The organism is Amycolatopsis sp. NPDC049252 (assembly GCF_043197175.1).
Taxonomy (GTDB): Bacteria; Actinomycetota; Actinomycetes; order Mycobacteriales; family Pseudonocardiaceae; genus Amycolatopsis.
In genome coordinates, this window is sequence record NZ_JBICSQ010000002.1 from 315,907 (window position 1) to 340,690 (window position 24,784).

At 70.7% G+C, this 24,784-nt stretch carries 19 protein-coding genes; 10 read left to right on the top strand and 9 right to left on the bottom strand.

From position 1 onward, the window contains the following. The first annotated feature begins 75 nt into the window (after positions 1-75). From ACGFMK_RS04445 to ACGFMK_RS04490, 10 genes are all read left to right on the top strand, one after another. Positions 76-1,443 (top strand): exopolysaccharide biosynthesis protein, encoded by a 1,368-nt coding sequence (locus ACGFMK_RS04445; RefSeq protein ID WP_392758338.1) that lies wholly within the window; start codon positions 76-78, stop codon positions 1,441-1,443. Next, positions 1,440-3,269 carry a Wzz/FepE/Etk N-terminal domain-containing protein gene (locus tag ACGFMK_RS04450; protein WP_392758340.1) on the top strand — a complete coding sequence of 610 codons (1,830 nt, stop codon included), beginning with the start codon at positions 1,440-1,442 and terminating at the stop codon, positions 3,267-3,269. The genes ACGFMK_RS04445 and ACGFMK_RS04450 overlap by 4 nt, the downstream gene beginning before the upstream one ends. A gap of 33 nt (positions 3,270-3,302) precedes the next feature. Then, positions 3,303-5,216, top strand: coding sequence for an asparagine synthase (glutamine-hydrolyzing) (asnB, locus tag ACGFMK_RS04455; protein WP_392758342.1), 1,914 nt, complete (start codon positions 3,303-3,305; stop codon positions 5,214-5,216). Further along, a complete protein-coding gene (locus tag ACGFMK_RS04460; protein ID WP_392758343.1) occupies positions 5,213-7,396 on the top strand; it encodes a bi-domain-containing oxidoreductase in 2,184 nt (727 codons plus the stop codon). Before asnB ends, ACGFMK_RS04460 begins: the two co-directional genes overlap by 4 nt. Next, the gene (locus ACGFMK_RS04465) at positions 7,393-9,333 is read left to right on the top strand and encodes an alginate lyase family protein (RefSeq protein WP_392758345.1); all 1,941 of its coding nucleotides are present in this window, start codon (positions 7,393-7,395) and stop codon (positions 9,331-9,333) included. Before ACGFMK_RS04460 ends, ACGFMK_RS04465 begins: the two co-directional genes overlap by 4 nt. 9 nt (positions 9,334-9,342) lie before the next feature. Next, positions 9,343-10,866, top strand: coding sequence for a right-handed parallel beta-helix repeat-containing protein (locus tag ACGFMK_RS04470; RefSeq protein ID WP_392758346.1), 1,524 nt, complete (start codon positions 9,343-9,345; stop codon positions 10,864-10,866). Position 10,867: 1 nt separating this feature from the next. Continuing rightward, on the top strand, positions 10,868-12,139 hold the full coding sequence (locus ACGFMK_RS04475) for an O-antigen ligase domain-containing protein (RefSeq protein WP_392758348.1): 1,272 nt from the start codon (positions 10,868-10,870) through the stop codon (positions 12,137-12,139). Continuing rightward, on the top strand, positions 12,136-13,311 hold the full coding sequence (locus tag ACGFMK_RS04480) for a glycosyltransferase (protein ID WP_392758350.1): 1,176 nt from the start codon (positions 12,136-12,138) through the stop codon (positions 13,309-13,311). Before ACGFMK_RS04475 ends, ACGFMK_RS04480 begins: the two co-directional genes overlap by 4 nt. Then, complete coding sequence (locus tag ACGFMK_RS04485) at positions 13,308-13,955, top strand: phosphatase PAP2 family protein (protein ID WP_392758352.1); 648 nt, start codon at positions 13,308-13,310, stop codon at positions 13,953-13,955. Before ACGFMK_RS04480 ends, ACGFMK_RS04485 begins: the two co-directional genes overlap by 4 nt. Before the next feature lie 97 nt (positions 13,956-14,052). After that, complete coding sequence (locus ACGFMK_RS04490) at positions 14,053-14,667, top strand: maleylpyruvate isomerase family mycothiol-dependent enzyme (RefSeq protein WP_392758353.1); 615 nt, start codon at positions 14,053-14,055, stop codon at positions 14,665-14,667. On the opposite strand, the gene ACGFMK_RS04495 is transcribed toward ACGFMK_RS04490, so the two are convergent. The 9 genes from ACGFMK_RS04495 to ACGFMK_RS04535 form a co-directional block, all read right to left on the bottom strand. Further along, positions 14,654-15,277 carry an HAD family hydrolase gene (locus ACGFMK_RS04495; RefSeq protein ID WP_392758355.1) on the bottom strand — a complete coding sequence of 208 codons (624 nt, stop codon included), beginning with the start codon at positions 15,275-15,277 and terminating at the stop codon, positions 14,654-14,656. The genes ACGFMK_RS04490 and ACGFMK_RS04495 overlap by 14 nt on opposite strands. 166 nt (positions 15,278-15,443) lie before the next feature. Continuing rightward, positions 15,444-16,925, bottom strand: a complete 1,482-nt coding sequence (locus tag ACGFMK_RS04500; protein ID WP_392758357.1) for a right-handed parallel beta-helix repeat-containing protein — start codon at positions 16,923-16,925, stop codon at positions 15,444-15,446. 171 nt (positions 16,926-17,096) lie between these two features. Then, positions 17,097-18,413, bottom strand: coding sequence for a glutamate-1-semialdehyde 2,1-aminomutase (locus ACGFMK_RS04505; protein ID WP_392758359.1), 1,317 nt, complete (start codon positions 18,411-18,413; stop codon positions 17,097-17,099). Positions 18,414-18,418: 5 nt separating this feature from the next. Next, positions 18,419-18,967 (bottom strand): dTDP-4-dehydrorhamnose 3,5-epimerase family protein, encoded by a 549-nt coding sequence (locus tag ACGFMK_RS04510; RefSeq protein WP_392758361.1) that lies wholly within the window; start codon positions 18,965-18,967, stop codon positions 18,419-18,421. After that, the gene (locus ACGFMK_RS04515; protein WP_392758362.1) at positions 18,964-20,148 is read right to left on the bottom strand and encodes a polysaccharide pyruvyl transferase family protein; all 1,185 of its coding nucleotides are present in this window, start codon (positions 20,146-20,148) and stop codon (positions 18,964-18,966) included. Before ACGFMK_RS04515 ends, ACGFMK_RS04510 begins: the two co-directional genes overlap by 4 nt. Then, positions 20,145-21,089, bottom strand: a complete 945-nt coding sequence (locus ACGFMK_RS04520; RefSeq protein ID WP_392758363.1) for a glycosyltransferase family 2 protein — start codon at positions 21,087-21,089, stop codon at positions 20,145-20,147. Before ACGFMK_RS04520 ends, ACGFMK_RS04515 begins: the two co-directional genes overlap by 4 nt. A gap of 7 nt (positions 21,090-21,096) precedes the next feature. Beyond that, on the bottom strand, positions 21,097-22,488 hold the full coding sequence (locus ACGFMK_RS04525) for a hypothetical protein (RefSeq protein WP_392758365.1): 1,392 nt from the start codon (positions 22,486-22,488) through the stop codon (positions 21,097-21,099). Continuing rightward, the gene (locus ACGFMK_RS04530) at positions 22,485-23,765 is read right to left on the bottom strand and encodes a DUF4910 domain-containing protein (protein WP_392758366.1); all 1,281 of its coding nucleotides are present in this window, start codon (positions 23,763-23,765) and stop codon (positions 22,485-22,487) included. The genes ACGFMK_RS04525 and ACGFMK_RS04530 overlap by 4 nt, the downstream gene beginning before the upstream one ends. Next, positions 23,765-24,784 (bottom strand): NAD-dependent epimerase/dehydratase family protein, encoded by a 1,020-nt coding sequence (locus ACGFMK_RS04535; RefSeq protein WP_392758368.1) that lies wholly within the window; start codon positions 24,782-24,784, stop codon positions 23,765-23,767. Before ACGFMK_RS04535 ends, ACGFMK_RS04530 begins: the two co-directional genes overlap by 1 nt.

A 24,784-nucleotide genomic window follows, 5' to 3' on the forward strand; every position in this document is an offset into this window, starting at 1 on the left:
CCAATGGTCCCGGCCGGACGACGGTTGGGGTAACCGGCCGATCCACTGAAGCCGTTCGGCGTACTCGCCTCAGGAATGGAGATCCAGCCGTTGACTGACGACACGGTGCGCCTGAGCCTGATCGGGCAGGTTCTCCGCCGGCGCTGGCGGCTGCTGGTCGCTCTCGCCGTCCTGGGCGGGGCGGTCGGCGCCGGCGCCTCGGTGCTCTTCTCACCCGGGTACCAGACTTCGTCCAGCGTCCTGCTGCAAGGGCCGCGCCAGGCCGACGAGCTGCTCACCCAGGCCGAGGTCGCGACCAGCTCGGTCGTCCTCGACCGGGCCGCCGTGCAGCTGCCGTGGCACCCGAGCGGCGCCGACCTGAAGAAGCAGGTCACGGCGTCGGTGGCGAACGGCAACGTCGTGACGCTCACTGTCTCGGCCGACACCGCCGAGCACGCCCAGCAGCTCGCCGACCAGGTCGCGCAGCAGTTCGTCAAGTACTCCGGGCAGCTCGCCAGCAACTCGGCCGACGCCTCGGTGCAGCTGGCCCAGGAGCAGCGCGAGACACTGCGCCAGCAGGTCCAGCTGACCACGCAGAAGATCAGTGACCTCGCCAAGAGCGTCGGCGGGGACCTGACCGTCGAGAGCGTCCAGGTCCGCACGCAGCTCGAAGGCCTGCGGACGTCGCTGGAGCAGGCCATCAACGACCTCAACCAGGCCGACCTCGCGACCGGCATCGGCAACACCGTGGTGCTCGGCCCCTCCGAGCGCCCGACCGGTCCGGCCGCCCCGACGATGACGCAGCTGGCCGCCGGTGGTGCCGTGCTGTTCTTCCTGATCGGGGTCTTCGGGCACCTCTTCACCGCACGTGCCGACCGGCGGCTGCGGGGCGAGCCGGAGATCGCGTCCGCGCTCGGCTCGCCGATCCTCGCCGGCGTCGACGTCCCGACCCCGGCGGGCGACCGCCTCCCGGCGACCGGCCTGTACGGCAAGGTGCGGCGCCTGCTCGGCGGCGACCGGCCGTGGGTGCTGCCGCCGGTGGCGACCTCGGCCGACGACGTCAACCGCGGCATCCGGTACCGCCGGGTACTGGCCCGGGTGGCCACCGGCCCCGCCGACATCCTGCTGCTGGTGGCCGACGACGACGAGACGGCCCGGCTGGCCGCGACGCAGCTGGCCGCCCTGGCCGACGAGATGTCGCTGCCGCTGCGCGTCCAAGAGGTCACCCCCGGCCGCCCGACCGTCCCGGACGCCGCGGCGAGCTCCGGCGTGCTGGTCGTGCTCAGCACGGCCAGCCGCACCGCGTGGGAGCTCGTCTCCCTCGCCGAGGCCTGCTCGGAAGCCGGGCGGGAGATCATCGGCGCGGTTCTCACCCATCCCGTCCGGCCCCGTGAGCCGGTCGCCGAACCCGCGGCGGAAGCCCCAGAAAACACCACCGAGAAAGCCTTGGCAGGTTCGGCGTGACGACTACATCGGAAACCCCGGCCGCTCCGCTGGTCGACCTGGCGCGGGTGTTCGTCGCCATCCGCCGCCGCAAGCGGTTCTGGCTGGCCACGGCGCTGCTCGGGCTGATCGCGGGCGCTCTCGTCGCGATCCTGCTGCCGGCCCCGCCGACCGCGGTCGCCAAGGTGATCGTGGTCCACCAGGACGACTCGCCGACCGACAGCGGCACGCTGATGCGCACCGACGTCGCGGTGCTGTCGACCACCCAGATCGCCGAAGGCGCGCTGAAGAAGCTCAACAGCACCGAATCGCCCGAAGAGTTCATGAAGAACTACGCGGGCCTGCCGGTGACGAACAACGTCATGCAGATCACGGTCAAGGCCAAGACCGACGAAGAGGCTGTCGCGCAGGCCAAGGCGCTGGCCGACACGTTCATCGCCGACCACGTGCAGCGCAGCCAGGCCGCCGCGGCCGCGCAGTCGAAGGCCATCCTCGACCAGCGCAAGAACGCCCAGGACGAGCTGACGAAGGTCGACGCGCAGATCGCCGACGAGACCGGCAAGGGCCGCAACGCGAACGCGAGCACCCTCGAAGGCCTCTACGGCCGCCGTGCCGCACTGGCGTCGCAGGTCTCGGACTTCGACTCCCGCGCCCAGCAGGCCGGCATCGGCAGCCCGCAGGTCGCCGCCGGCACCCAGATCGTCGACGCGCCCCGCGCGCTGCCGAAGGCGTTCCTCAAGACGACCGCGACCAACGCCGGCATCGGGTTCGCGCTGGGCCTGGCCCTCGGGATCGCGTTCGCCGGCATCGGCGCGGTCTCGCGTGACCGGCCGGTGCTGCGCCGCGAGATCTCGACGCACCTCGGCGCGTCCGTGATCGCCCAACTGCCGTCGAAGCGCCGCGGCCCGGCCCGGCTGTGGCAGCGTTCCCGCGCGGTCTCGGAACGCAAGCGCGTCGCCACGACGCTGGTCCGCGCGATCCAGAAGGACGTCACCGAGGTGTCGCTGCTGGAGCTCGGCGCGCCGAAGATCGCCGCCGCGCTCGCCCTCGACGTCGCGGAGCAGCTCGGCGAGGACGGCCGCGCGAGCGTCGTGGACGACCTGCCGGGCGAGGACGTCCGCAAGCTGGCGAGCGAGACCAAGAGCCAGGTCACCGTGCTCGGCGCGGGCGACCCGGAGGCCGAGGACGGCGAACGCCGGGTCGGCGTCGGCACGGTGTCCCCGGGCACCGCGTGGACCGACCTGGAGCACCTCGGCGCGGAGACCGTGCTGGTCGTCAAGGCCGGGCACGCGAACACGCTGTGGCTGCACACGGTCGCGCGGCAGCTGGCCGACCAGCAGATCCCGATCCTCGGTGTGGTGCTGGTCGACCCGGACCCGCGCGACAAGTCCGACGGGACGCTGTGGGACGGCCTGCACACCGCGCTGCGCGGCCGCGCCGGCCTGGCGCCCGCGGCGCCGCGCGTCGACGAACGCGAAGACCGGATCGACGAGCTGGCGGCCCGGGTCGCCGAGCGCGTCGCGCTGGTGGATCCGCCGACGCGGATGTTCGCGCCGGTCCGGCCGATGGTCCCGTCGGTCGCCAAGCCGCTGCAGCCCAAGCCACTGCCGCCCAAGCCCCTGCAGTCCGCGCCACTGCAGTCCAAGCCGGTGCCGCCCAAGCCGCAGGACCAGAAGGTCCCGGAACCCGGCAGCGTCAGCGTCCCGCACGCGGACGCGCCGACGAAGAAGTTCGCCCCGGTCAAGCCGAAGCGGCCGACGCCGTTCAAGCGCGACCACGGCGAGCCGACGCACCAAGGCGAACTGAACGCCGAGCTCGAGTCCGAAAAGAGCGCGGAGGTCTCCTGACCCCGCGCCGCGACGAAGGGGAACCCACTCGAGATGTGCGGCATCGCAGGCACCTACCTCTGGCCGGACGGCGGACCGCTGACCGACCGGCTGACGAAGACGCTGGCCCACCGCGGGCCGGACGGTTCCGGCCGCTACGACCACGGCGTCGGCGGCGCCGGCTCCGGCGACGTCCACTTGGGACACCGGCGGCTCTCGATCGTCGACCTGACCGAGACCGGCGCCCAGCCGATGGTCCTCGACGGCCTCGCGCTGAGCTACAACGGTGAGCTGTACAACGCGCCGGAACTGCGGGCCGAGCTCGAGGGTGCCGGCGTGCGCTTCCGCGGCACGTCCGACACCGAGGTGCTGCTGCAGGCGTGGCGGCGCTGGGGCACCGACTGCCTGCCGAAGCTGCGCGGGATGTTCGCCTTCGCGATGTTCGAGGAGGGCACCGGCGAGCTGTTCCTGGTCCGCGACCAGCTGGGCATCAAGCCGCTCTTCTTCGTGCGGCGAAACGGCGGTGTCGCTTTCGCGTCCGAGCTGAAGGCGCTGGCCGGTGAGCTGGGCGGGTCGCTGCAGATCGACAACGCGGCGCTGGTCGCGTCGCTGCTCTACTACTGGGTGCCGGACAGCCGCTGCGCCTACCAGGGCGCGGAGAAGCTGCAGCCGGGCACCTGGCTGCGCTGCCGGCCGGACGGCCAGGTCGACCGCGGCCGCTACTGGTCGCTGCGGGAGGTCGCCGAGGAGGGCGCGGCCTTCGAGGGCGAGGTCGACCTGCACGAGGTGATCTCCGAGTCGACCGCCAAGCACCTGATCTCGGACGTCCCGGTCGCGACGTTCCTCTCGGGCGGCCTGGACTCCAGCTACCTGACGGCGCTGGCCGCGCGATCCCGGCCGGGGATCTCCGCCTACACCATCGGGTTCCGCGCCGAGGACGCCAAGTTCGAGGCCATGCCGGACGACCTGAAGTACGCCCGGATCGTGGCGCAGCAGTTCGGCGTGGACCTGCACGAGATCGAGATCGCGCCGCAGGTGCTCGACCTGCTGCCGAAGATGACCTACCACCTCGACGAGCCGATCGGCGACCCGGCGGCGATCAACTCGTTCCTGATCTGCTCGGCCGCGCGGGACGCCGGCGTCAAGGTGATGCTCTCCGGCATGGGTGCCGACGAGCTGTTCGCCGGCTACCGCAAGCACCTCGCGAACCTGATCGCCCTGCGCTACCACAAGGTGCCGGGCGCGGTCCGGCGTCCGGTGGAGTCCCTGGTCGACCGGCTGCCCGTCGCGTCGGCCAAGCGCGGCTACCGCTCGGTGCGGTTCGCGAAGCGGTTCCTCTCCTTCGCCGGCCTGCCCGAGGAGACGGCGTTCCGGCGCAGCTACACGATGTACGACCAGGCGGAGCTGCTCGGCCTGCTCAACCCGGACCTCGCGCCGACGGTCGACGACGTCCTCACCGAGCACGCGGACACCTACAACGACCAGGCGCTCGACGACTTCGTCAACCGCATGTGCCTGGCGGACTCGCGGCTGTTCCTGCCCGGCCTGAACCTGACCTACACCGACCGCTCGACGATGGCCGCGTCCACCGAGGTGCGGACGCCGTTCGTCGACGTCGAGGTCGTCCGGGCGGCGTTCAAGATCCCTGGGGACAAGAAGATCGTCGGCCGCGCCGGCAAGGTGGCGCTGAAGAACGCGGCGCTGAACATCCTGCCCAGCGAGATCGTGCACCGGCCGAAGGGCCTGTTCAGCGCGCCGCTGCGGGCGTGGATGAGCCGCGACCTGGCGCCGCTGGTGCGGGAAGTCGTGAACGAGGGTGTGCTCGTCGAGTCCGGCTTCCTGCAGCGTGAGGCGCTGCAGCGGATGGTCGCCGAGGACGCCGCCGGCCAGGAGGACCGCGGCAAGCACCTCTGGCACATCTTGACCCTTGAGTACTGGTACCGGAATGCGATGGCGGGAGCGAAGTGAAGCAGGTCGTTCAGAACTACAAGAGTGGTGAACTGGCACTGCTCGAGGTGCCGGAGCCGGCGTGCAAGGCCGGCGGCGTGCTCGTCCGCACGGTGTACTCCCTGATCTCGACCGGCACCGAGATGATGAAGGTGTCCGAGGCGAGCCTGTCGCTGGTGGGCAAGGCGAGAGCCCGGCCCGACCAGGTCGCGAAGGTCGTCCAGAGCGTGGCGACCAACGGCCTCTCGGCGACCTACCGCAAGGTGACGTCCAAACTGGACTCATACACGCCCCTCGGATACTCGTTGTGCGGCATCGTGGAGCAGGTCGGCGACGGGATCACGGACGTCGCGGTCGGCGACCTCGTGGCCTGCGCGGGCAACGAGCACGCGCTGCACGCCGAACTGAACTGGGTGCCCAAGAACCTCTACTCGCGCGTCCCGGCCGGGGTCGACCCGCGGCACGCGGCGTTCGGCACCGTCGGCTCGATCGCGATGCAGGGTGTGCGCCGCGGCGAACCGCAGATCGGTGACGTCGCCTTGGTGATCGGGCTCGGCCTGATCGGCCAGCTCGTGGTGCAGCTGCTCGTGTCGTCCGGCGTGCGCGTGTTCGGCGTCGACCCCGACCCGGATCGCTGCAAGCTCGCCGAGAGCCTGGGCGCGCTGGTGTGCAGCCACCCGGGTTCCGGCGTGGTCGACACCGCGGTCGACGAGCTGACGCACGGCGCGGGCGTCGACCAGACCTACCTCGCGGCCGGCGGCAACACGAACGACCCGGTGGAGCTGGCCGCGAAGCTGTCGCGCGACCGAGGCCGCGTGATCGACATCGGCAAGTGCAAGCTCGACCTGCCGTGGAACGCCTACTACGAGAAGGAACTGGACGTCCGGTTCTCCCGCTCGTACGGCCCCGGCCGCTACGACCCGTCGTACGAGCTCGAAGGGCGCGACTACCCGATCGGCCAGGTCCGCTGGACCGAGCGCCGCAACCTCGAGTGCGTCATCGACCTGATCGACCGCGACCGCCTCGACGTCGAGCCGCTGATCACGCACGTCTCGGACTTCTCCGAGGCCGTCGAGACGTACAAGGCGCTCAACGACGGCGAGCTGAAGGCTGTCGCGGTGCTGTTCCGCTACCCCGACGCGGTCGCGAGGACCGAGCCGGTCGTGACGTCCGCGCGAGTCGGGCTCGTCGAGCACAAGGCTGCGCCGCGCCCGGCCGGGCAGCCGGTGCGCCTCGGCTTCATCGGGGCCGGCAACTACGCGTCTTCGATGCTGCTGCCGCACCTCGCCGAGCGCGAGGACGTCCACCTCGAGCACGTCGCGACGACGTCGGCGCTGTCCGGTGCCAACGCCCGGCGCAAGTTCGGCTTCGCCGAGGCGTCCACCGACATCGACAACGTGCTCGGCGACGACTCGATCGACGCCGTCTTCGTCGTCACCCGCCACAGCTCGCACGCCGAGCTGACCCGCCAGGCGCTGCTCGCGGGCAAGACGGTGTTCGTCGAGAAGCCGCTCGCCCTGTCGGAAGCCGAGCTGCAGAAGGTGCTCGACGCGATCGAGGAGTCCGGCAACGACCGGCTGCAGGTCGGCTTCAACCGCCGGTTCGCACCGCTGCTGCACGAGGCCCGCGGCCAGTTCGGCCCGCGCGTCGGCCCGGCGACGGTCCGGTACCTGGTCAACGCCGGCCGCCTCGACCACGGCAGCTGGTACAACCAGACCGCCACCGAGGGCTCGCGCTTCGCCGGCGAAGGCGGCCACTTCATCGACACCGTGAGCTGGCTGCTCGACGCCGACCCGGTCTCGGTGTACGCGACCGGCGGCACGGACCTGCAGGTCACCCTCGGCTACGCGGACGGCTCCACGGCGGTCATCACCTACGCCGAGAGCGGTTCGTCGGGCTTCCCGAAGGAGACGCTCGACGTCACCGCCGACGGCAAGGTCCTGAAGTTCGACGACTACGTCCGTGCCTCGGTGTACTCCCGCAAGAAGTGGGCCAGTTCGCGGATCCCGAAGGGCCGCGACAAGGGCCAGGCCGCCGAGGTCGACGCCTTCCTCGAAGCCGTGCGCACGGGTGGCCCGATGCCGATCTCGGTCGCTTCGCTGGCCGCGACGACGCTGGCCACGCTCGCCGCGCAGACCAGCGTCGCGAACTCGGCGCCGGTCCGGATCGAGCTCCCGCGGAAGGCGGGTGCCCCGGCATGATGGGTCCCGGCTGGTACCTGCGCCGGCTGTCCCGGATGGGGCCGGCGGAGGTCGTCGGCCGCGCTCGGCACGCCGTCTTCCAGCGGCAGTGGCGCTCGGCGCTGCCGTCGCCGCCCGAGCGGCCGTCACACCCACGGTTCACCGCCCAGCTGCCGGACGGCGTTCTCGGCAAGGTCTCCGGCGAGGCCGTCACGCGGCTGCTGGCCACGGCCGACGGCCTGATGGCCGGCCGCGCCGAGTACTTCGGCGTCCTCCGCGAAGACATGGCCGACCCGGACTGGGCGCTCGACCCGAAGACCGGCCGCCGCGCGCCGCTGGACGTCTACGCCTTCGACGTGCCGTACCGGTCGGAGGACACGGTCGGCGACATCAAGCAGATCTGGGAACCGTCGCGGCACCAGCACCTCACCGTGCTGGCCGCGGCGTACGCCCTGACCGGCACCGAGGCGTACGCCGAGCGCGTCGCCGCCCACCTGCGGTCTTGGTGGGCGGCCAACCCGCCCCTGCAGGGGCCGCACTGGGTGAGCGGGATCGAGCTGGGCATCCGGCTGCTGTCGTGGGTCTGGGTCCGCCGCCTGCTCGACGGCTGGGCCGGCGTCACGGCGTTGTTCGAGGACAACCCGGACTTCCACCTGCAGCTGTGGCACCACCAGAACTGGCTGGCGACCCTGCGCAGCCACGGCTCGTCGGCGAACAACCACGTCATCGCCGAGGACGCCGGGCTGCTGGCCGCGGCCTGCGCGTTCGGCTGGTTCCCGGAGTCGCCGCGCTGGCGGGCCGAGGCGACCCGCTCGCTCGACGTCCAGCTGGGCCGCAACACCTTCGACTCCGGGCTCAACGCCGAACTCGCGTCCGAGTACCACGGCCTGGTGCTGGAGCTGGGCCTGGCGGCGGCGCTCGAAGCCGACGCGGCGGGCACCCCGGTGCCGGACTCCACCTGGGACGTCCTGCTCCGGATGACCGACGCCCTGGCGTCCATTGTGGACAACCGGTTCCGGCCGCCGCGGCAGGGCGACGCCGACGACGGCTTCGGCCTGATCGTCGACGGCTCCGAGACCAGCCGCTGGGGGTCGCTGCTGGCCACCGGGGAAGCCCTGTTCGGCCGCCTCGACTGGTGGCCGGTGCCGGGCGACGACGTCCGCACCCCGCTGCTGGCCGCCCTCGCGGCCCGGACGCCGCGTGTCACCGGCGTCCGCCCCGGCCGGCGCCCCGCCCACCTGCGGGACGCCGGGATGACCATCCTGCGGTCGGGCAAGGTCTGGGCGCGCTGCGACGGTGGCCCGCACGGCTTCCTGTCGATCGCCGCGCACGCCCACGCCGACGCCCTGTCGGTGGAGGTCCGCCACGACGGTGTCGACGTCCTCGCCGACCCGGGCACCTTCTGCTACCACGGCGAGCCGCAGTGGCGGTCGTACTTCCGGTCCACGCTCGGCCACAACACGCTCGAGCTGGGCGGAAGCGACCAGTCCGGGTCCGGCGGCCCGTTCCTCTGGACCCGGCACGCGGTGACGAAGGTGCTCGGCGTGCACACCCCGGACGACGGCGCGTCCCGCTGGTCGGCGGCCCACGACGGCTACGCGCCGGCCGTGCACCGCCGCACGGTGGAGCTCGACGGCGCGGTGCTGAAGATCGTCGACGAGGTGCTCGGCGACACCGGCCCGGCCGCGCGGCTGGCGTTCCACCTGGGCCCGGCCGTCACGGCCACGCTCGAGGGAAACGTCGCCCACCTGAGCTGGGCGGGCGACGGCCGTACCTTGGCCCCGGTGCACACCGCGGAGCTGGAACTGCCGCCCGAGCTGTCGTGGACGGCCCACCGCGGTGAGCTCGACCCGCCGCTCGGCTGGTACTCGGCGGGCTTCGGCCGCAAGGAACCCTCGACCACCCTGGTCGGCTCCGGCACTCCAGGACACCTGACCACCCTGCTCCGCTTCAGTTAGGACCCGCCCGTGACAGCCCGCCGCTCCCGACTCAGCCGTGCCGCTCCGCTGCTCGGCGTGCTGCTCACGCTCGCGGCGTGCTCCAGCAGCCCCGACACCGGCGGCCCGGCCCAGGCGACGTCGGCTCCCAGCGGGTCGGTCGCGGCGGTCTGCGACAAGGAGCAGGCCGGCCCGACGGCGCCGCCGGCGGGCGCGGTGATCGTCGACCCGGCGGTCCCGAACGACCTCGCCGTGAAAACCCGCTCGGCCGGCCCGGGCACGACGTTCTGGCTCAAGCCGGGCAAGCACGTCCTCGGCGACGACAAGTACGACCAGGTCTCCCCGAAGGACGGCGACGTCTACATCGGCGCTCCCGGCGCGATCCTCGACGGCCGGAAGATCAACCAGTACGCGTTCACCGGGCACGGGGCCAACGTCAAGCTCACCTACCTGACCGTGCAGGGCTTCGCGGCACCTCGCGACGAAGGCGTCGTCAACCACGACTCGGGCGACGGCTGGCTGATCGAGCACTCCACGATCCAGGACAACGACGGTGCCGGGCTGATGGCGGGCGCGCGCCAGCAGGTGCGCGGGAACTGCCTGCGCCGCAACGGCCAGTACGGCATCAACGCCTTCTCCGGCAGTACCCCGATCACCGCGCTGGTCGTCGAAGGCAACGAGATCGCCGGCAACAACACGGGCGACTGGGAAACGAAGATCGACGGCTGCGGCTGCACCGGCGGTGTGAAGTTCTGGGACGTCAACGGCGCCGACGTGCGCGGCAACTGGGTGCACGACAACCACGGCACCGGGCTGTGGGCCGACACCAACAACAACGACTTCCTCATCGAGGGCAACCTCATCGAGAACAACGACAGCGCCGCGATCATCTACGAGATCAGCTACAACGCGATCATCCGCGACAACACGATCCGGAAGAACAACTGGGTCGACGGCCGCAAGTACGCCGACAAGGGTGACAACTTCCCGACGCCGGCGATCTACATCTCCGAGTCCGGCGGCGAGCCGCGGATCAAGGCGCGCACCGCGAAGCTGGAGATCTCCCGCAACTACCTGGAGAACAACTGGTCCGGGATCACGCTGTGGGAGAACGCCGACCGGTACTGCAACAGCCCGGCCAACACCTCCTCCGGCGACTGCACCCGGCTGGTGCCGAACGTGAAGACGTGCGCCGCTCCGGCCATCACCACCCAGCCACTGCTGAGCGACTGCCGCTGGAAGACCCAGCACGTCGACATCCACGACAACAAGTTCGTGCTGGACCCGGCCGTGGTCGGCTGCCAGGCCTCGTGCGGCCGGATGGCCCTGCTGTCGAACTTCGGCACCTACCCGGACTGGTCGCCCTACAAGGGTGACGTGGTCCAGGAGGCAATCACGTACAAGCAGGACAACCGCTGGCACGACAACACTTATGCCGGGCCGTGGACGTTCATCCCCTACACCACCGACCGGGTTGTCGAGATCGGCGAGTGGGAAGGCGCGCCGTACTCGCAGGACACCGGAAGCACGTTCACCGCGCAGGGCGGGGGCTGACATGGCGGCGCAGACCGGAGTGGCGGCGGGGATCCGCGGCGAGGCCGTGACCGAGCCCGGATCGGCGACGCCGAAGTGGGCGGCCGTGGCGTGGGCCCTGCTGATCATCAACACGCTCGGCTCGACCGGCGCGAAGACGGTCATCCCGCTGCCGCGCTCGGTCAGCCAGCTGGTCACGATGGGCTCGCTGATGACGGCCTTCGTGATCGCGCTGGCGCTGAACAAGCACCTGCGGATCCGGCCGAGCGCGTACCTGCTGCTGCTGACGTTGCTGCTGCTGTCCAGCATCCTGGCCAGCGCCGACCTGCAGGAAGGCGCGGGTGCGCTCTTCCGGTGCTTCCGGCTGACCGTGTTCGTGTCGACGCTCTGGCTGCTGACCCGCTGGTGGGACGGCGGGTTCGCCTTCGTCCGCTCCCATATCCGGACGTACGGGGTCGTGCTGGCGTCGGTCGCGATCGGCCTGGTCGTCTCGCCGGGCAACGCGATGCCGGAGGAGTACGGCGGCCGGCTTTCGGGTGCGATCTGGCCGCTCACTCCGCCGCAGATCGGCCAATACGCCGCGGTCATCGCGGGACTCACGCTCCTTCTCTGGTTCGGCCGCCGCACGACGTGGCGCAGCGCGGTGGTCATCGTGGTGCCGGTGCTCGGGTTGCTGCTGCTCACGCACACCCGCACGGCGACGCTCGGCCTGATCGCCGGGCTCCTGGTGGCCTTCCTGTCGATGGCGCTGACCAGCGCCCGCGCCCGCAAGGTGTTCGCCTGGACGGCGGGCATCGGCGGCGTCGCCGGTATCGTGCTGGCCGGGGCGCTGCAGGCGTGGTTCCTCCGCGGTCAGAGCGCGGACAACTTCTCCAGCCTGACCGGTCGCGCGAAGGTGTGGGACGCGCTGCTCGAGGCTCCGCGGACGACGTCGGAGTACATCTTCGGCGTCGGCCTGACGGACAAGTCCTACGACGGCCTCCCCATCGACAACAGCTGGCTCGCGATCTACCACGAGCAAGGGTTCGTCGGGATCGCTTTGGTCGCCGCGTTCCTCCTCACGTTGGTCGTGGTCGCGGTGCTGCGCCCGCCGTCACTGGCTCGCGCGTGCGCGATCTTCTTGATCACCTACTGCATTTCGGCCTCCTACACCGAAGCCGGTCTCGGCGACGCGTCGCCGTACCTGCTGCACCTGGCGCTGGCCGCCTCGCTGCTGGTGCGGGGAACGCCGCAGACCGACGAAGAAGCATTCATCCCGTCGAAGGGGGCAAGCGTGCGAGGTGCAGGCGCGTGAAGGTGCTCGTGGTCCACAACCGATACCGGTCCGAGCAGCCGAGCGGGGAGAACAACGTCGTCGACGCCGAGGTGTCGCTGCTCGCCGAGGGCGGGCACAAGGTCTCGTTGTTCGAACGCCGCAGCGACGACATCGCGCAGATGCCGTTGCCCCGCAAGGCGGCCGTCCCGCTGATGGTCCCGTGGAACCCGGCGGTGCGGAAGGAACTCGCGGCCCGGCTGCGAGCCTCGCGCCCGGACGTCGTGCACATCCACAACACGTTCCCGCTGCTGTCGCCGTCGGTGGTCGCGGCCTGCGCGGACGCGGGCGTGCCCGCCGTCGCGACGCTGCACAACTACACGATGGTCTGCCCACCGGGCACCCTGCACCGCGACGGCCACATCTGCACCGAGTGCGTCGGCGGCTCACCGCTGCCCGCGGTGAAGCACGGCTGCTACCGCGGCTCGAGCGCCGCGACGGTGCCGATGGCGGCGAGCATGGTCGCGAACCGCCGCCGGTGGTGGACGGGCGTCTCCCGGTTCTTCTGCATTTCGGCGGCTCAACGTGACCTCCTGGTGTCGGCCGGCATGCCCGGCGAGCGGATGGCGGTGAAGCACAACTTCGTCACCGACCCCGGCGTCCGCCGCACCGGCGACGGGACACATGTGCTCTTCCTCGGCCGAATCACCGAGGAGAAGGGGGTCGGGCTCCTCATGCGGGCCTGGGACCGGCTCGGCGGCGCCCTGGGCGTGCCGCTGGTCATCGCGGGTACCGGCCCGATGCAGGACGAGGTCGCTGTCTGGGCGAACGGCCGCTCCGATGTGTCGTACGTCGGCCTGCGGAACAAGGCGGAGTGCCGCGCGTTGACGGCCGACGCCCTGGCTGTGGTGGCCCCGTCGACGTGGCTGGAGGCGTTTGGCCTTGTGGTCGTCGAAGCGATGGCCGCCGGTGTGCCGACGGTCGCGGCGGCCCACGGCGCGTTCCCCGAACTGGTCGAGGACGGCGTGACCGGCCTCCTGCACCAGCCGAACGACGCGGCCTCGCTCGCGGACCGGCTGCGCGAGGTGGTCGGCGACCGGAACCGGGAGATGGGTGACGCGGCCCGTGTCCGGTACGAGAAGGACTTCACCCCGGAGGTCGGGCTGGACCGGCTGATCTCCGGGTACCAGGCGGCGATCGAGGCGCACGGGTGAGGGAGCTCGTCCGGACCGCGCCCGTGGCCCTGCCAGCCACGCTGCGCACCCCGCTGGCGATGACGGGCGCGCTCGCGACGGCGGTGCTCGTCGCCCTCGGCATTCTCCACTTCCACGACTCCGGCCTGACCGGGATCGACGCGGCCGTGCTGCCCTCGGTCGACGGCGTCCGGCCGCCGTGGCGGTACGTGGCGCTGATCTTCGACTTCGGCGGCGAGCCGGTCGGGTCGACGATCCTGGTCGCGCTGATCGCCCTGGCCGGGTTCCTGGCCCACCGGGTCCGGATCGCGGTGCTGACCGTGCTCGGTGTCCTGGCCACGGTCGCGGTGACGACGGTGCTCAAGCCGATCGTCGGCCGCACGATCCACGGCGAGTTCCTCTCCTATCCGAGCGGCCACACGGCCCTCGCGACGGCGCTCGCGCTGGTCATCGGCCTGCTGGTGGCCGACCGCCTGCACCTGGGCCGTACCGCGGCAGTGACACTCCTGCTCGTCCTGGCCGTGGTCGCCGGGCTCGCGATGGGCTGGGCCGAGGTGGCCTTGGGCGCGCACTACCCGACGGACACGATCGGCGGTTTCTGCGCCGCGCTGGCGGTGGTCCCGGCGACGGCGTGGGTCGTCGACCGCGTCGCGGACCGTCTCTGACGAGAGCCCGGCCGTCCGGCTGATCGGTTCCACAGGGGTGTCGGTCTTCGCCCGACCTGTTCGTCGGTGGGGTGACCGACTCACGAAGGAGACCCCGATGATCCAGGACCTGATCGCCGCGGAACGCCGTGACCTGGCCGCGGTGCTCGACGGCCTGTCCCCAACCGAATGGGCGACGCCGACGTTGTGCGCCGGCTGGCGTGTGCCGGAGGTGGTCGCCCACCTGACGATGCCGTTCCGCATGTCGACCGGCCGGTTCGCGCGCGAGATGCTGAAGTCCGCCGGCCGCTTCAACCACATGGCGAACCGGGTTGCCCGCCGCGAGGCGGCCGAGCTGTCGCGGGAGGCGCTCATCGCTTCGCTGCGCGACAACGCCGAGGACCCCTGGCGGCCGCCGGGCGGGGGAGCGGAGGGCGCGCTGAGCCACGACGTGATCCACGGCCTCGACATCACGACCGCCTTGAGCCTCGACCGGCACGTGCCCTTGGACCGGCTCGAAGTGATCCTGAACAGTCTCAAGCCGAAGCAGGTGAAGTACTTCGGCACCGATCTGACGGACATCTGCCTGCGCGCCGACGACCTCGACTGGTCGTACGGCACCGGCACGCCGCTCACCGGCGCGGCCCAGGATCTCCTGCTGGTGCTCTGCAACCGGCGGCTGCCCTCCGGGCGGCTGCGGGGAGAGCCGAGTTCGCGGTTCACCACGGTCTGAGCTCTCTTCGCAACTGTTCCATTGTGGACAGACCGGCCGCGCCGAACCGCAGCGCCTGCAGGCCCGCGGCCCGCGCGGCCATGACGTTCTCCGCGCGGTCGTCGATCAGCAGGACGCGGTCCGGCACCACATCGAGCCCCCGGCACAGGCCGGTGAACGCTTCGGGATCGGGTTTGCGTACGCGGACATCACCGCTGACGACCCAGTCAGTGATGTATTCGGCGAGCCCGAACCGTTCCCGCAGCACCTTCGACCATTCGCTGACGTCGTTGCTGAGACAGGCGAGTCGCACGCCGGTGGTGTCGAGCTCGGCGAGCACCGTGACGACGCCGTCGGTGAGACGGTGGCCGCGGCAGTATTCGTCGTCCGGCGCGCCGGGTACGCCCGCCGCCGCCCAGAAGTCCGCGGAGGACATCTTGCCGAGGCTGCAGGCGTGGTAGAGGTCGTCGATGTCACGTCGTTCGAGCACGCATCCCTTGCCGCGCAGGAAAGGGACGAGCAGCTCGCCGACGTCATCGGCGCACGAGTAGAGGACGCCCATGGCGTCGAACACCACGACGTCGATCGCGTCGCGGCGGAGGGGTTCGGAGACGGGGCTCGGGGTGGCCATGTCTCCGACGGTACCGAACACCCGTGCGAACACCATCGCTGAAACGGGTGATCTACCGGTGTCCGGAATTTACCGGTCGCGACTTTTCCCTTGTGCGCCAAGGGAAATCGTCATCACTGTCGTGACTGTTCGAGAAAAGTGTCGGACCTCGCTGTCACAGTCGTGATCAGCAACCGGCGGACCCACCGTCGAACGAAGAACACGCGTCCTGCGAGTACGGGCCCGCCCGCCAGCCCGCAGGATCGACCGTCCTGGAGGTGTCATGCGCGACGAAGGTCCACGGCCCCGCGTAGGAGTTGTCGTGCCACCGGTTGTCCTGCTGGAAGGTGATCGCCTCCTGGACCACGGTTCCCTTGTAGGGCGACCAGTCCGGGAACGTCCCGTAGTTCGACAGCAGGGCCATCCGCCCGCAGAGACTCGTGCACCCGAGCCGTGCGGGATCGAACCGGAAGGTGTTCCCGTGAATCTCCACACGCTGCGTCTTCCAGCGGCAGTCGCCGTAGGCAGGCGCCTTCGCGATGGTGCCCGCCGAGCACGAAGACGGGGAAGCCACCTTCGTGCAGTAGCCCGAAGACGTGTTGGCCGGGCTGGTGCAGAAGCGGTCGGCGTTCTCCCACAGCGTGATCCCGCCCCAGTTGTCGGCGAACGTGTTCCCGCTGATGTCGATGGCGGACGTCCGCGCCGGGACTCGTGGCTCGCCGCCCGACTCCGACAGGTACACCGTCGCCACCGGGAAGTTGTCGCCGCGCGCCGCGAACGCGCGGCCCTGAACCAGGCTGTTTCCGCGGAAGGTGTTGCCGCGCAGCACCAGGTTGTAGCTCGTCTCGTAGAACAGCGCCTCGGCGTCGTTGGCCTCGAAGAGGTTGTCTTCGACGAGGAAGTCGTTGTCGTTCGTGTCGGCCCACAGACCGGCGCCGTGGTTGCCGTGGACCCAGTTGCCGCGGACGTCGGCGCCGTTCACGGCCCAGAACTTGGCCCCGCCGCTGCAGCCGCAGCCCGGCACCTTGGTCTCCCAGTCGCCGGTGTTGTTGCCGGTGATCTCGTTGCCCTCCAGCACGAGCCCGGTGATGCCGTCGCCGGCCTGGTACGCGTTGAGCCCGTACTGGCCGTTGTTCCGCAGGCAGCTGTGGCGCACGACCTGGCCCGCGCCGGCCATCAGGGCGGCGCCGGCGTTGTCTTCGATGGTGGCGTTTTCGATGAGCCAGCCGTTGCCGGAGTCGTGGTTGACCACACCTTGGTCCTGCAGGGCCGCGAAGCCGCGGATCGTCAGGTTCCTGATCTCGACGTCACGGGCCCGCTGGGTGAACGCCGCGCGGTTGACGCCGCGGCCGTCGACGATCGCGCCGGGCGCGCCGAGGTAGACGTCGCCGTCCTTCGGGGCGACCTGGCCGAACTCGTCGGTGCCGAGAGTGTGGGTGCCGGGGCGGAGCCAGAACGTGGTGCCGGGCGGGTTCGCCGCCGTCTTGGCCGAAAGGTCCCCGTCGACGCCCGGATCGACGGAGACCGCTCCGGAGGGCGCCTCTTCGTACGCCACGGGCTGGTGATCGCACACCGGCTCCGGCCCGTCGGCACCCCGCGCGATCGCCGGGCAGGCCACGGCGATCAAGAGCGAGCAAGCACCAACGAGGAACGCACGAGATCTGCCCATGGCAGGACGCTACGCACGATCGGGCGGGAAGACAGTCACCCTGCAGTGTCCTCATCGGACCCAAGGAGTGAATCCGGCTCCCCGGGGCGGCGAACCGGCGTGCTTCCGTGGAGACGGAACCGCCCGGTGCCCGGTCGAGACCGGGCACCGGGCGGGTCGTGGCCGTTCGGGTCAGGCGTACTTGCGGAACACCGGCTGCACCGGGCGCCCGCCCATCCACGGCGTGGGGTCGTTGGCGTCGAGGGCCTTGCGGTAGACCGTGCAGGCCTGGGCGACCACGTCGATCGTCTTGTCGATGTCCGCCTCGGTGAGCGCGGCACTGACCACGAAGGACGGGCCGAGCACGCCGCCGGAGATCAGCTCGCGCAGGAACAGGGTCCGGTACGGCTGCGACGGCTTGCCTTCCTCGTCGAGCGTGCCGAAGACCAGGTTGCTGGCCCGGCCGCGGACGACGACGTGGTCCTCGACGCCGATCCCGGCCGCGACTTCGCGGACGCCGGCGGCGAGCCGGTCGCCGAGGGCGTGCATGCGGCCGATGACGTCCTCGTCGCGGTAGACGTCCATGACGGCCATCGCGGCGGCGAGGGAGTGGGTTTCGGCGCCGTGGGTGGTCGAGAGGAGGAACACCCGCTCCCGGTCGGTGCGCACCCCGCCGATCTCCATCAGCTCCCGCTTGCCCGCGAGCGCGGAGACGGCGAAGCCGTTGCCGAGTGCCTTGCCGAAGGTCGAGAGGTCCGGGGTGACGCCGTAGAGGCCCTGCGCGCCGTGGGCGGACCAGCGGAAGCCGGTGATCATCTCGTCGAAGACGAGCACGACGCCGTGGCGGGTGGCGAGTTCCCGCAGGCCCTGCAGGTACCCCGGTGGCGGTTCGACCGCCGCGGCCGGCTCCAGGATCATGCACGCGATCTCGCCGTCGTGGCGCTGCAGCAGCTCCTGCGCGGCCTGCAGGTCGCCGTACGGGAAGGACACCGTCTGCTCGGTCGTCTCGTCCGGGATGCCCGCGTTCATCGGCGTGGTGCCGATGAACCAGTCGTCGGTCGAGAAGAAGGCGTGGTCGGCGCACTTCGCGACGAGCTTGCGCCCGGTCGCGGCGCGGGCCAGCCGCACCGCCGCCGTCGTGGCGTCGGAGCCGTTCTTGGTGAACTTCACCATGTCGGCCGTCGGGATGTTCACGAGGAACCGCTCGGCGGCCTCGGCCTCGATGATCGACGGGCGGATGAAGTTGCTGCCCTTGTCCAGTTCGCCGCGGACGGCGTCGAGGACCCGGGGGTGGGCGTGACCCAGGCTGACCGCTCTCAGCCCGGAGCCGTACTCGATGTACTCGTTGCCGTCGACGTCCCAGACGTGGCCGCCGCGGCCGTGGGAGATGACCGGGGCCATCTCGAAGGGATACTGGTCCGAGCCCTTGGCGTAAGTGTGCGCACCACCCGGGATGACCCGGTGCAGCCGCTCGTTCGCCGTCGTGGAGCGGGGCAAGTTCGTTCCCATGGGGGTCACCTCGTTGGTTTCAACGCCTCTCCGAGAGACGGCGCACGTTCGTCTCGGTCACTCACCAGTGTGACCGACAGTGGCCAGGAAATGTCCAATTCAGGGTCTTTGTACGAAATCGTAATGTCTTCGTTCGGGTTGTGCGCCCGATCGATACGGTACGAGACGTCGGACGGATCTGTGAGTGACTGGAATCCGTGCGCACACCCCGCGGGGATGTACACGGAAACCTGCGTCTCACCCGAAAGTTCGAAAGTCTTGATGTTTCGGAATGTCGGGGAATCCGGTCGGAGGTCCACCACGACGTCGAAGATCGCGCCGTGTGAACAGCGCACGAGCTTCGATTCGCCGGCCCCGCCGCGCAGGTGCATCCCGCGCACGACTCCCTTGCGGGAGCGGGAAAGGCTGTCCTGGGCGAAGCCGTCCGGGTCGATCCCGACCGACGCGACGACCGCACGGTCGAAGGTGCGGCTGAAGAAGCCGCGCTCGTCGACGTGGGGGGTCGGTTCGAACAGGTACACGCCCTCGATTTCGGGCACTGGAATGGCCTTCATCGCCCACCCCCGAAGAGGGCCGCCGAAAGGGCGGCGAACTGGTCCTTGAGCCGTTGCGCGTTCATCTCGTTCCGTTCCAGCAGCGTCTGGCGCAGTTCGGCCGAGCGGTTCTCGAGTTCGGTGAACTGCTCGACGAGACGGTCGAAGTCGACGGTCTTCGCCCGCTGGGTGAAACCGCCGAGCCCCATCTCCGCCATGAGGACGTCGTTCTTCGGCGCGTACCCGATCGCCACGGTCGGTTTCGCGACCTTCAGGGCGCAGAGCACGTTGTGGTAGCGCGTCGCCACCACGCGGTCCACCGCGGCCATCTCGTGCATCAGCTCGTCCAGGGTCTCCGCCGAGGCCGCCGTCACCAGCGGGGAAGCGGTCTTCTCGATGATCTCGTCCACGACCTGCCGGTCGATCTGGTCGCCGATGAACAGCCGGACCGGTCTGTCCTGGTCAACGAGCCAGGCGACAAAACGGTTCATCGTGTCGACGTAGTGGCGGTAGATCCGGTCGGCTTCGGCGCGGTCGTCGTTGCCGCCGTAGTAGGCCATCACGCCGACGCCGACGGTGCCCGGCCTGCCGTCGCCGTCCGGGGTGGGAAGGGAGAACGCGAGGTCGGGGTACACCTGGTCGCGGCCGGTGTCGACGCCCATGGCGCGCATCGCGTCGCGGGAGATGTCGTCGCGGTAGGAGCGGTAGGCCGCGAGCCGGCCGGCCCAGCGGACCAGCGTTCGCGTGGCCCGTGCGCTGATCTCGTTGGCGCCGACGCTGACCAGCGCGACCTTCGTCCCGAAGAGCTTTCCCGTGGCAGAGAGGAGGAACAGCGAATACGGAAAACCCCAGGGGCGCAACGGAAGCGTCGCTTCGAGGACGCCCATGCCGGGCACGATCACGACGTCCTGCTCGCGGACCCAGGCGGCCGTGCGGCCGATGTCGACCAGCTTGCCGAGTCCCTTGAGGACGACCGACCGGAGGCCGGACGCCGTCTCGTACTCGGACTGGTTCCAGTGCAGTGGTGTGGTGTCGAGGCCGTACCGCTCGCGGACGATCTCCGGGCCGCCCACCAAAGCGCCCAGCACGGCGTCCGGGTACTCGGCGCGCAGGTAGCCGAGCACGGCCTCGAGGGAACCGTCGTTGCCGAGGTTCCCCGAGCCGAGCAGACCGAACACGCCGACGCGTGGGGCACGCTTCACGCGAGCCTGCCTTCCCGGCCGGCGACGATCTCGTTGACCGTGGCGACGTCGGAGGCGGTCGGCGCGCGGTCCTCGACGCGCTCGCCGTGACCGGAGCGCGCGCGGTCGGTCAGCCAGCTGCCGAGGTGCCGGAAGCACTCGCGCTTGTCGGCACCCGAGATCGGCGCTCGCCTGATCAGGTCGGCGAACCCGACGATGTACTCGCCGACCAGGCGGACGGTGGGATTCCGGAGCCGGTCCGCGCGCCGCGGGTCGAGGTTGGCGCACCGGCTCCGGATGGTCGGGTTGGCCCGCTCCGCGCGGCCCGGGTGGTCGCGGCGGAAGTACAGCAGCTCGGGCACCTGGTAGAAGGGGCCGTGGAGGGCCATCTCGGCCGAGTACGTGCGGTCGGCGTGGTGGTAGCTGTCGAGCGGCTTGACGCGGCGGAGGACGTCGGCGCGGATGACGCCGTAGAAGTCGTCGCCGCCGGGCTCGAACAGGATGCTGCGGAAGCGGTCCGGGGCGTGCCGGGAGCCGGTGTTCAGCGTGTACTGGAGCGGCTGGACGATGCGGCCGTCGCCGTCGATGATGGCCTGGTCGCAGTGGGCGAGGATGACGTCCGGGCGTTCGTCGAGCGCCTCGACGCAGCGCTTCAGGAGGTCGCGGGCGTAGAGGTCGTCGTGGGAGACCCACTTGAAGAGCTCGGTGCGGGACACGTCGAACACGAAGTTGTGGTTCGGCGTCGCGCCGATGTTCTTCGGCTGGCGGACGTAGCGGATCCGCGAGTCCTTCTCGGCGTAACGGCGGCAGATCTCGTCGGTCGCGTCGGTGGACGCGTTGTCCGAGATGATCAGCTCGTAGTCCTCGTAGGTCTGGCCGAGCAGCGCGTCCAGTGACTCGGCGAGGTACTCCTCGCCGTTGTACACCGGGAGGCCGAGGCTCAGCCGCGGGACGGTGGTCATGGAGTCCTCATTCCTTGATCGGCTCTTGGATCGGGGCGAAGACCACGGTGGTTTCGTTGATCGTCTCCTTGATCGGCGCGAAGACGATCGTGGTCTCGTTGGCCCCGGCGTCGTCCAGGGCCGGCGGCACGTACTCGCGGAGCCCGAGCCGCAGCTGCCACCACCAGACGACGGATCCGGTGAGCGTCGCGGTCGCGACGCCCCAGGCGGATCCGGCCGCGCCGCCCAGGAAGGCTCCGGTGATGCCGAACGTGACGTAGAAGAGGGAGGCGATCAGCTGCGACCGCAGGCTCCGCGGGGCGGCGCCGAGGGCACGGAGACCGGCGGCGGCGCCGGTCGCGAAGCTCGCGCCGACCACGGCGAGGGTCACCGGGAGGATCAGCGGGGACGACGAGTCCCACACCGAGCCCATCACCCAGCGGCCGGCCGAGTCGGGGATCAGGAACAGCAGCCCGAGACCCCAGCACAGGGCGGCGCCGGCCTGGCCGCCGCCGAGGATCACGCAGAAGTGCTTCAGCCGGTGCGGCGCCCGCTGAAGCACCCGCGCGCCCTCGGCGACGGTGACCAGGGACAGGCCCATGAGCAGGGCCAGGAACGGGCCGAGCAGCTGCTCGGCCCCGCGGACCGCGCCGACGGCCGTGATGCCGGCGATCGCGCCGAGGCCGTAGGCGCGCAGCTGGGACGCGCCGCTGTTGCTGACGTTCTCGACGAGGTAGCGGACACTCAGGTCGCGTTGCTGCCGGAACCACCCCAGCGCTTCGCGGGGGTGCGGGAGGATGCCGGTCTGGAACCAGCCGAACAGGGCCGCGACCGCGCCGGAGAGGCCCCAGGCCAGCACGAACGCGACCACGGTGTGGACCTGGGCGGCGACGAACAGCGCCGGCAGCAGGGCCACGCCCCAGACGCAGTCGTTGACGAACGCCTTCTTGCCCTCGCCCTTGGCGAAGAACGCGAAGCGCCAGGCGTCCTGCAGCAGCAGCCCGGGCAGCACCACGGCGAGCGCGACGAACGCGCTGCCCAGCGGGCCGCCCGCGGCCAGCCCCGCGACGAGGCTGATCACGCCGGTCACGCAGCCGACGCCGATCGCGGTGCCGGACGCGCTCGCGACGCCGGAGCGCCAGCGATCCTGCGCGACGGCGCTGAAGCGCACCATCAGCGGGTCGGTGGCCAGTCCGCGTGAGACGTTCAGCACCACGCCGTACGTCACCCAGGCGAGGCTGAAGATGCCGAAGGCGAACGTCCCGAGCGAGCGGGCCACGTACAGCCCGACCGCGAAGTTGGTCAGGCTCGACACCGCCTGGTCGCCGAGTCCCCAGCTCAGCCGTCCGGCCATGGCGCGCACGGCGCCGTTCCGGAGCAGCGAGCGGGGAGCACGGCGATGGTTGGCCACGTTGCTCATTCCTTGACCAGACCGGCGTCGTGGAGGGCACGCGCCGCGACGTCGACGATGTCGAAGGGCAGGCCGGCCCGTTCGGCGATGTCGAGGAGCGAGTGGTCGCCGTCGGACAGGTTGAGCACCCAGAGCATGGCCATCTGGGCTTCCTTGGCGTCGCTGCGGCCGCCGAGCGAGCCGTAAAGCCCGCGCTTGCCGAGCTGGGGCTCGCCGTAGGGGCTGAGGTTGACGTACTGGCGGTTGCGGTCCAGGACACCGAAGGCGTCGAGAAGCGCGCCGAGCGTGTCTTCCATGGCCGCGGGCGAGACGAAGCCCGGGTTGTCGGCGGAGGTGTGGTACTCCGGGTAGCCCGCGTACGGCGTCCGCGTCAGGGAGCCGACGCCGAGGTTGAAGCCCGGCGAGCAGAACTGGCGCTCGTCGTAGCCGTACGGCGAGAAGTCGACAACGCGATGCTCGCGTGAGCGCAGCACGTGCTGCACGACGCGGTCGATCTCGGCGTCGTCGCGGCGGGACTTCTTGTACGTCAGCGGGCCGGGGTCACCCGCGCACGCCAGCACCAGGCCGTGCTTGACCTTGTCGATCCGGCCGGCGTTGCGCGCGAGCCAGGTGATCGAGCCGATCGTGCCCGGCATGAACAGGAACCGGTACGTGTAGTGCGGCTGCGCCTCGGCCAGCTGCTGGGCCAGCGAGATCGCGACGGCGATGCCGGCGAGGTTGTCGTTGGCCAGCGACGGGTGGCAGACGTGGCAGGACACGATGACCTCGTCGGTGACGCGGCCGGGCACGACGTGCTCGCCGTAGGTGAGCGAGCCGTCGGCCAGGGTCGAGTCGATGACGACGTCGTAGTCGCCGTCGGGCAGCGCGTCCAGCTTCTCCTGCGCGAGGCAGAATCCCCAGGCCGGGGCGTAGTAGCTGGTCCGGTAGGGCACCCACGACGGCTGGTCCGGCAGCGTGTGCAGGTGCTCCCGCAGCTCGCTCAGCGGCATCCGCTCGGACACCGGGACGCTGTACCCGACGACGTGCAGGTTCGACTCCCGGAAGTCGATTACCCGCTCACCGGACGGCGTGGCGACGTACGCGTCGCGGATGTTCCACTCCTGCGGGATCGTCCAGTCCAGCACCTGGGTGCCGGTCGGGACCTCGTGCCGCTCGAGCGCGATGTGCTCGCCGATGATGTCCAGGGTCTGCCGCACGCCGTCGCCGGTGATGCTGCGGCAGACCGGGTACAGCCGTTCGACCAGGGCGTGCAGCTCCGCCCCCGACCGCAGCCGCGAGCCCGGCACTAGTGCCGCCGCAGGGTGTCGTCGACGCGGCCGGCTTCGCCCTCGCTGCGCAGCCAGGCGAGCCTGGTGAACAGCTTGTCGAAGGATTCCCTGGTCAGGCCGAACTTCCGGTAGGCCTCGATCAGCTCGACGGCGCCGTCCTTGACCGACCACTCGCAGGCGAAGCCCGGGATGGCCTCGCGGAAGCGCGAGAAGTCGACGCGGTAGGAGCGCGGGTCGGCGCCGGCCTCGCCGGTGATGTTCAGCGTCGAGCCCGGCACGGCCTCGACGACCTCCTGGGCGATCTCGGCGACGGTGACGTTGTTGTCCTCGGTGCCGATGTTGAAGGCCTTGTTGTGCACGGCCTCCTTCGGCGCGGTCAGCGCGGCGGTGAACGCGCGCGCGATGTCCTGGGCGTGCACCAGCGGCCGCCACGGCGTGCCGTCGGAGAGCACCAGCACCTCGCCGGACAGGTGCGCGTGCGCGGTGAGGTTGTTCAGCACGATGTCGCCGCGCAGGCGGGGCGAGTAGCCGAACGCCGTCGCGTTGCGCATGTAGACCGGGGTGAAGTCGTCGTCGGCGAGCTCGTGGACGTCGGCCTCGACGCGCACCTTCGACTCGGCGTACGGCGTCACCGGCTTCAGCGGCGCGTCCTCGTCGACCAGGTTGTCGCCGCCGGCGCCGTACACCGAGCAGGTCGACGCGTAGAGGTAACGGCCGACGCCGGCGTCCTTGGCCAGCTTCGCGAGCTTCACCGACGCGTGGTGGTTGATGTCGTAGGTCAGCTCGGGTGCGAGCGAGCCGAGCGGGTCGTTCGACAGCGCGGCCAGGTGGATCACCGCGTCGACGTCGGAGACGTGCTTGGCCGTGACGTCGCGCAGGTCGACCGCGTAGCCGCCCGGGTCGGCCGGCGCGGGCCCGAGCAGACACTGCTCGAACAGCCCGGAGTCGAGGCCGACGACCTCGTGGCCGGCCGCGGCGAGCACCGGGGCCATCACCGTGCCCAGGTAGCCCTTGTGCCCCGTCAGCAACACCCGCAT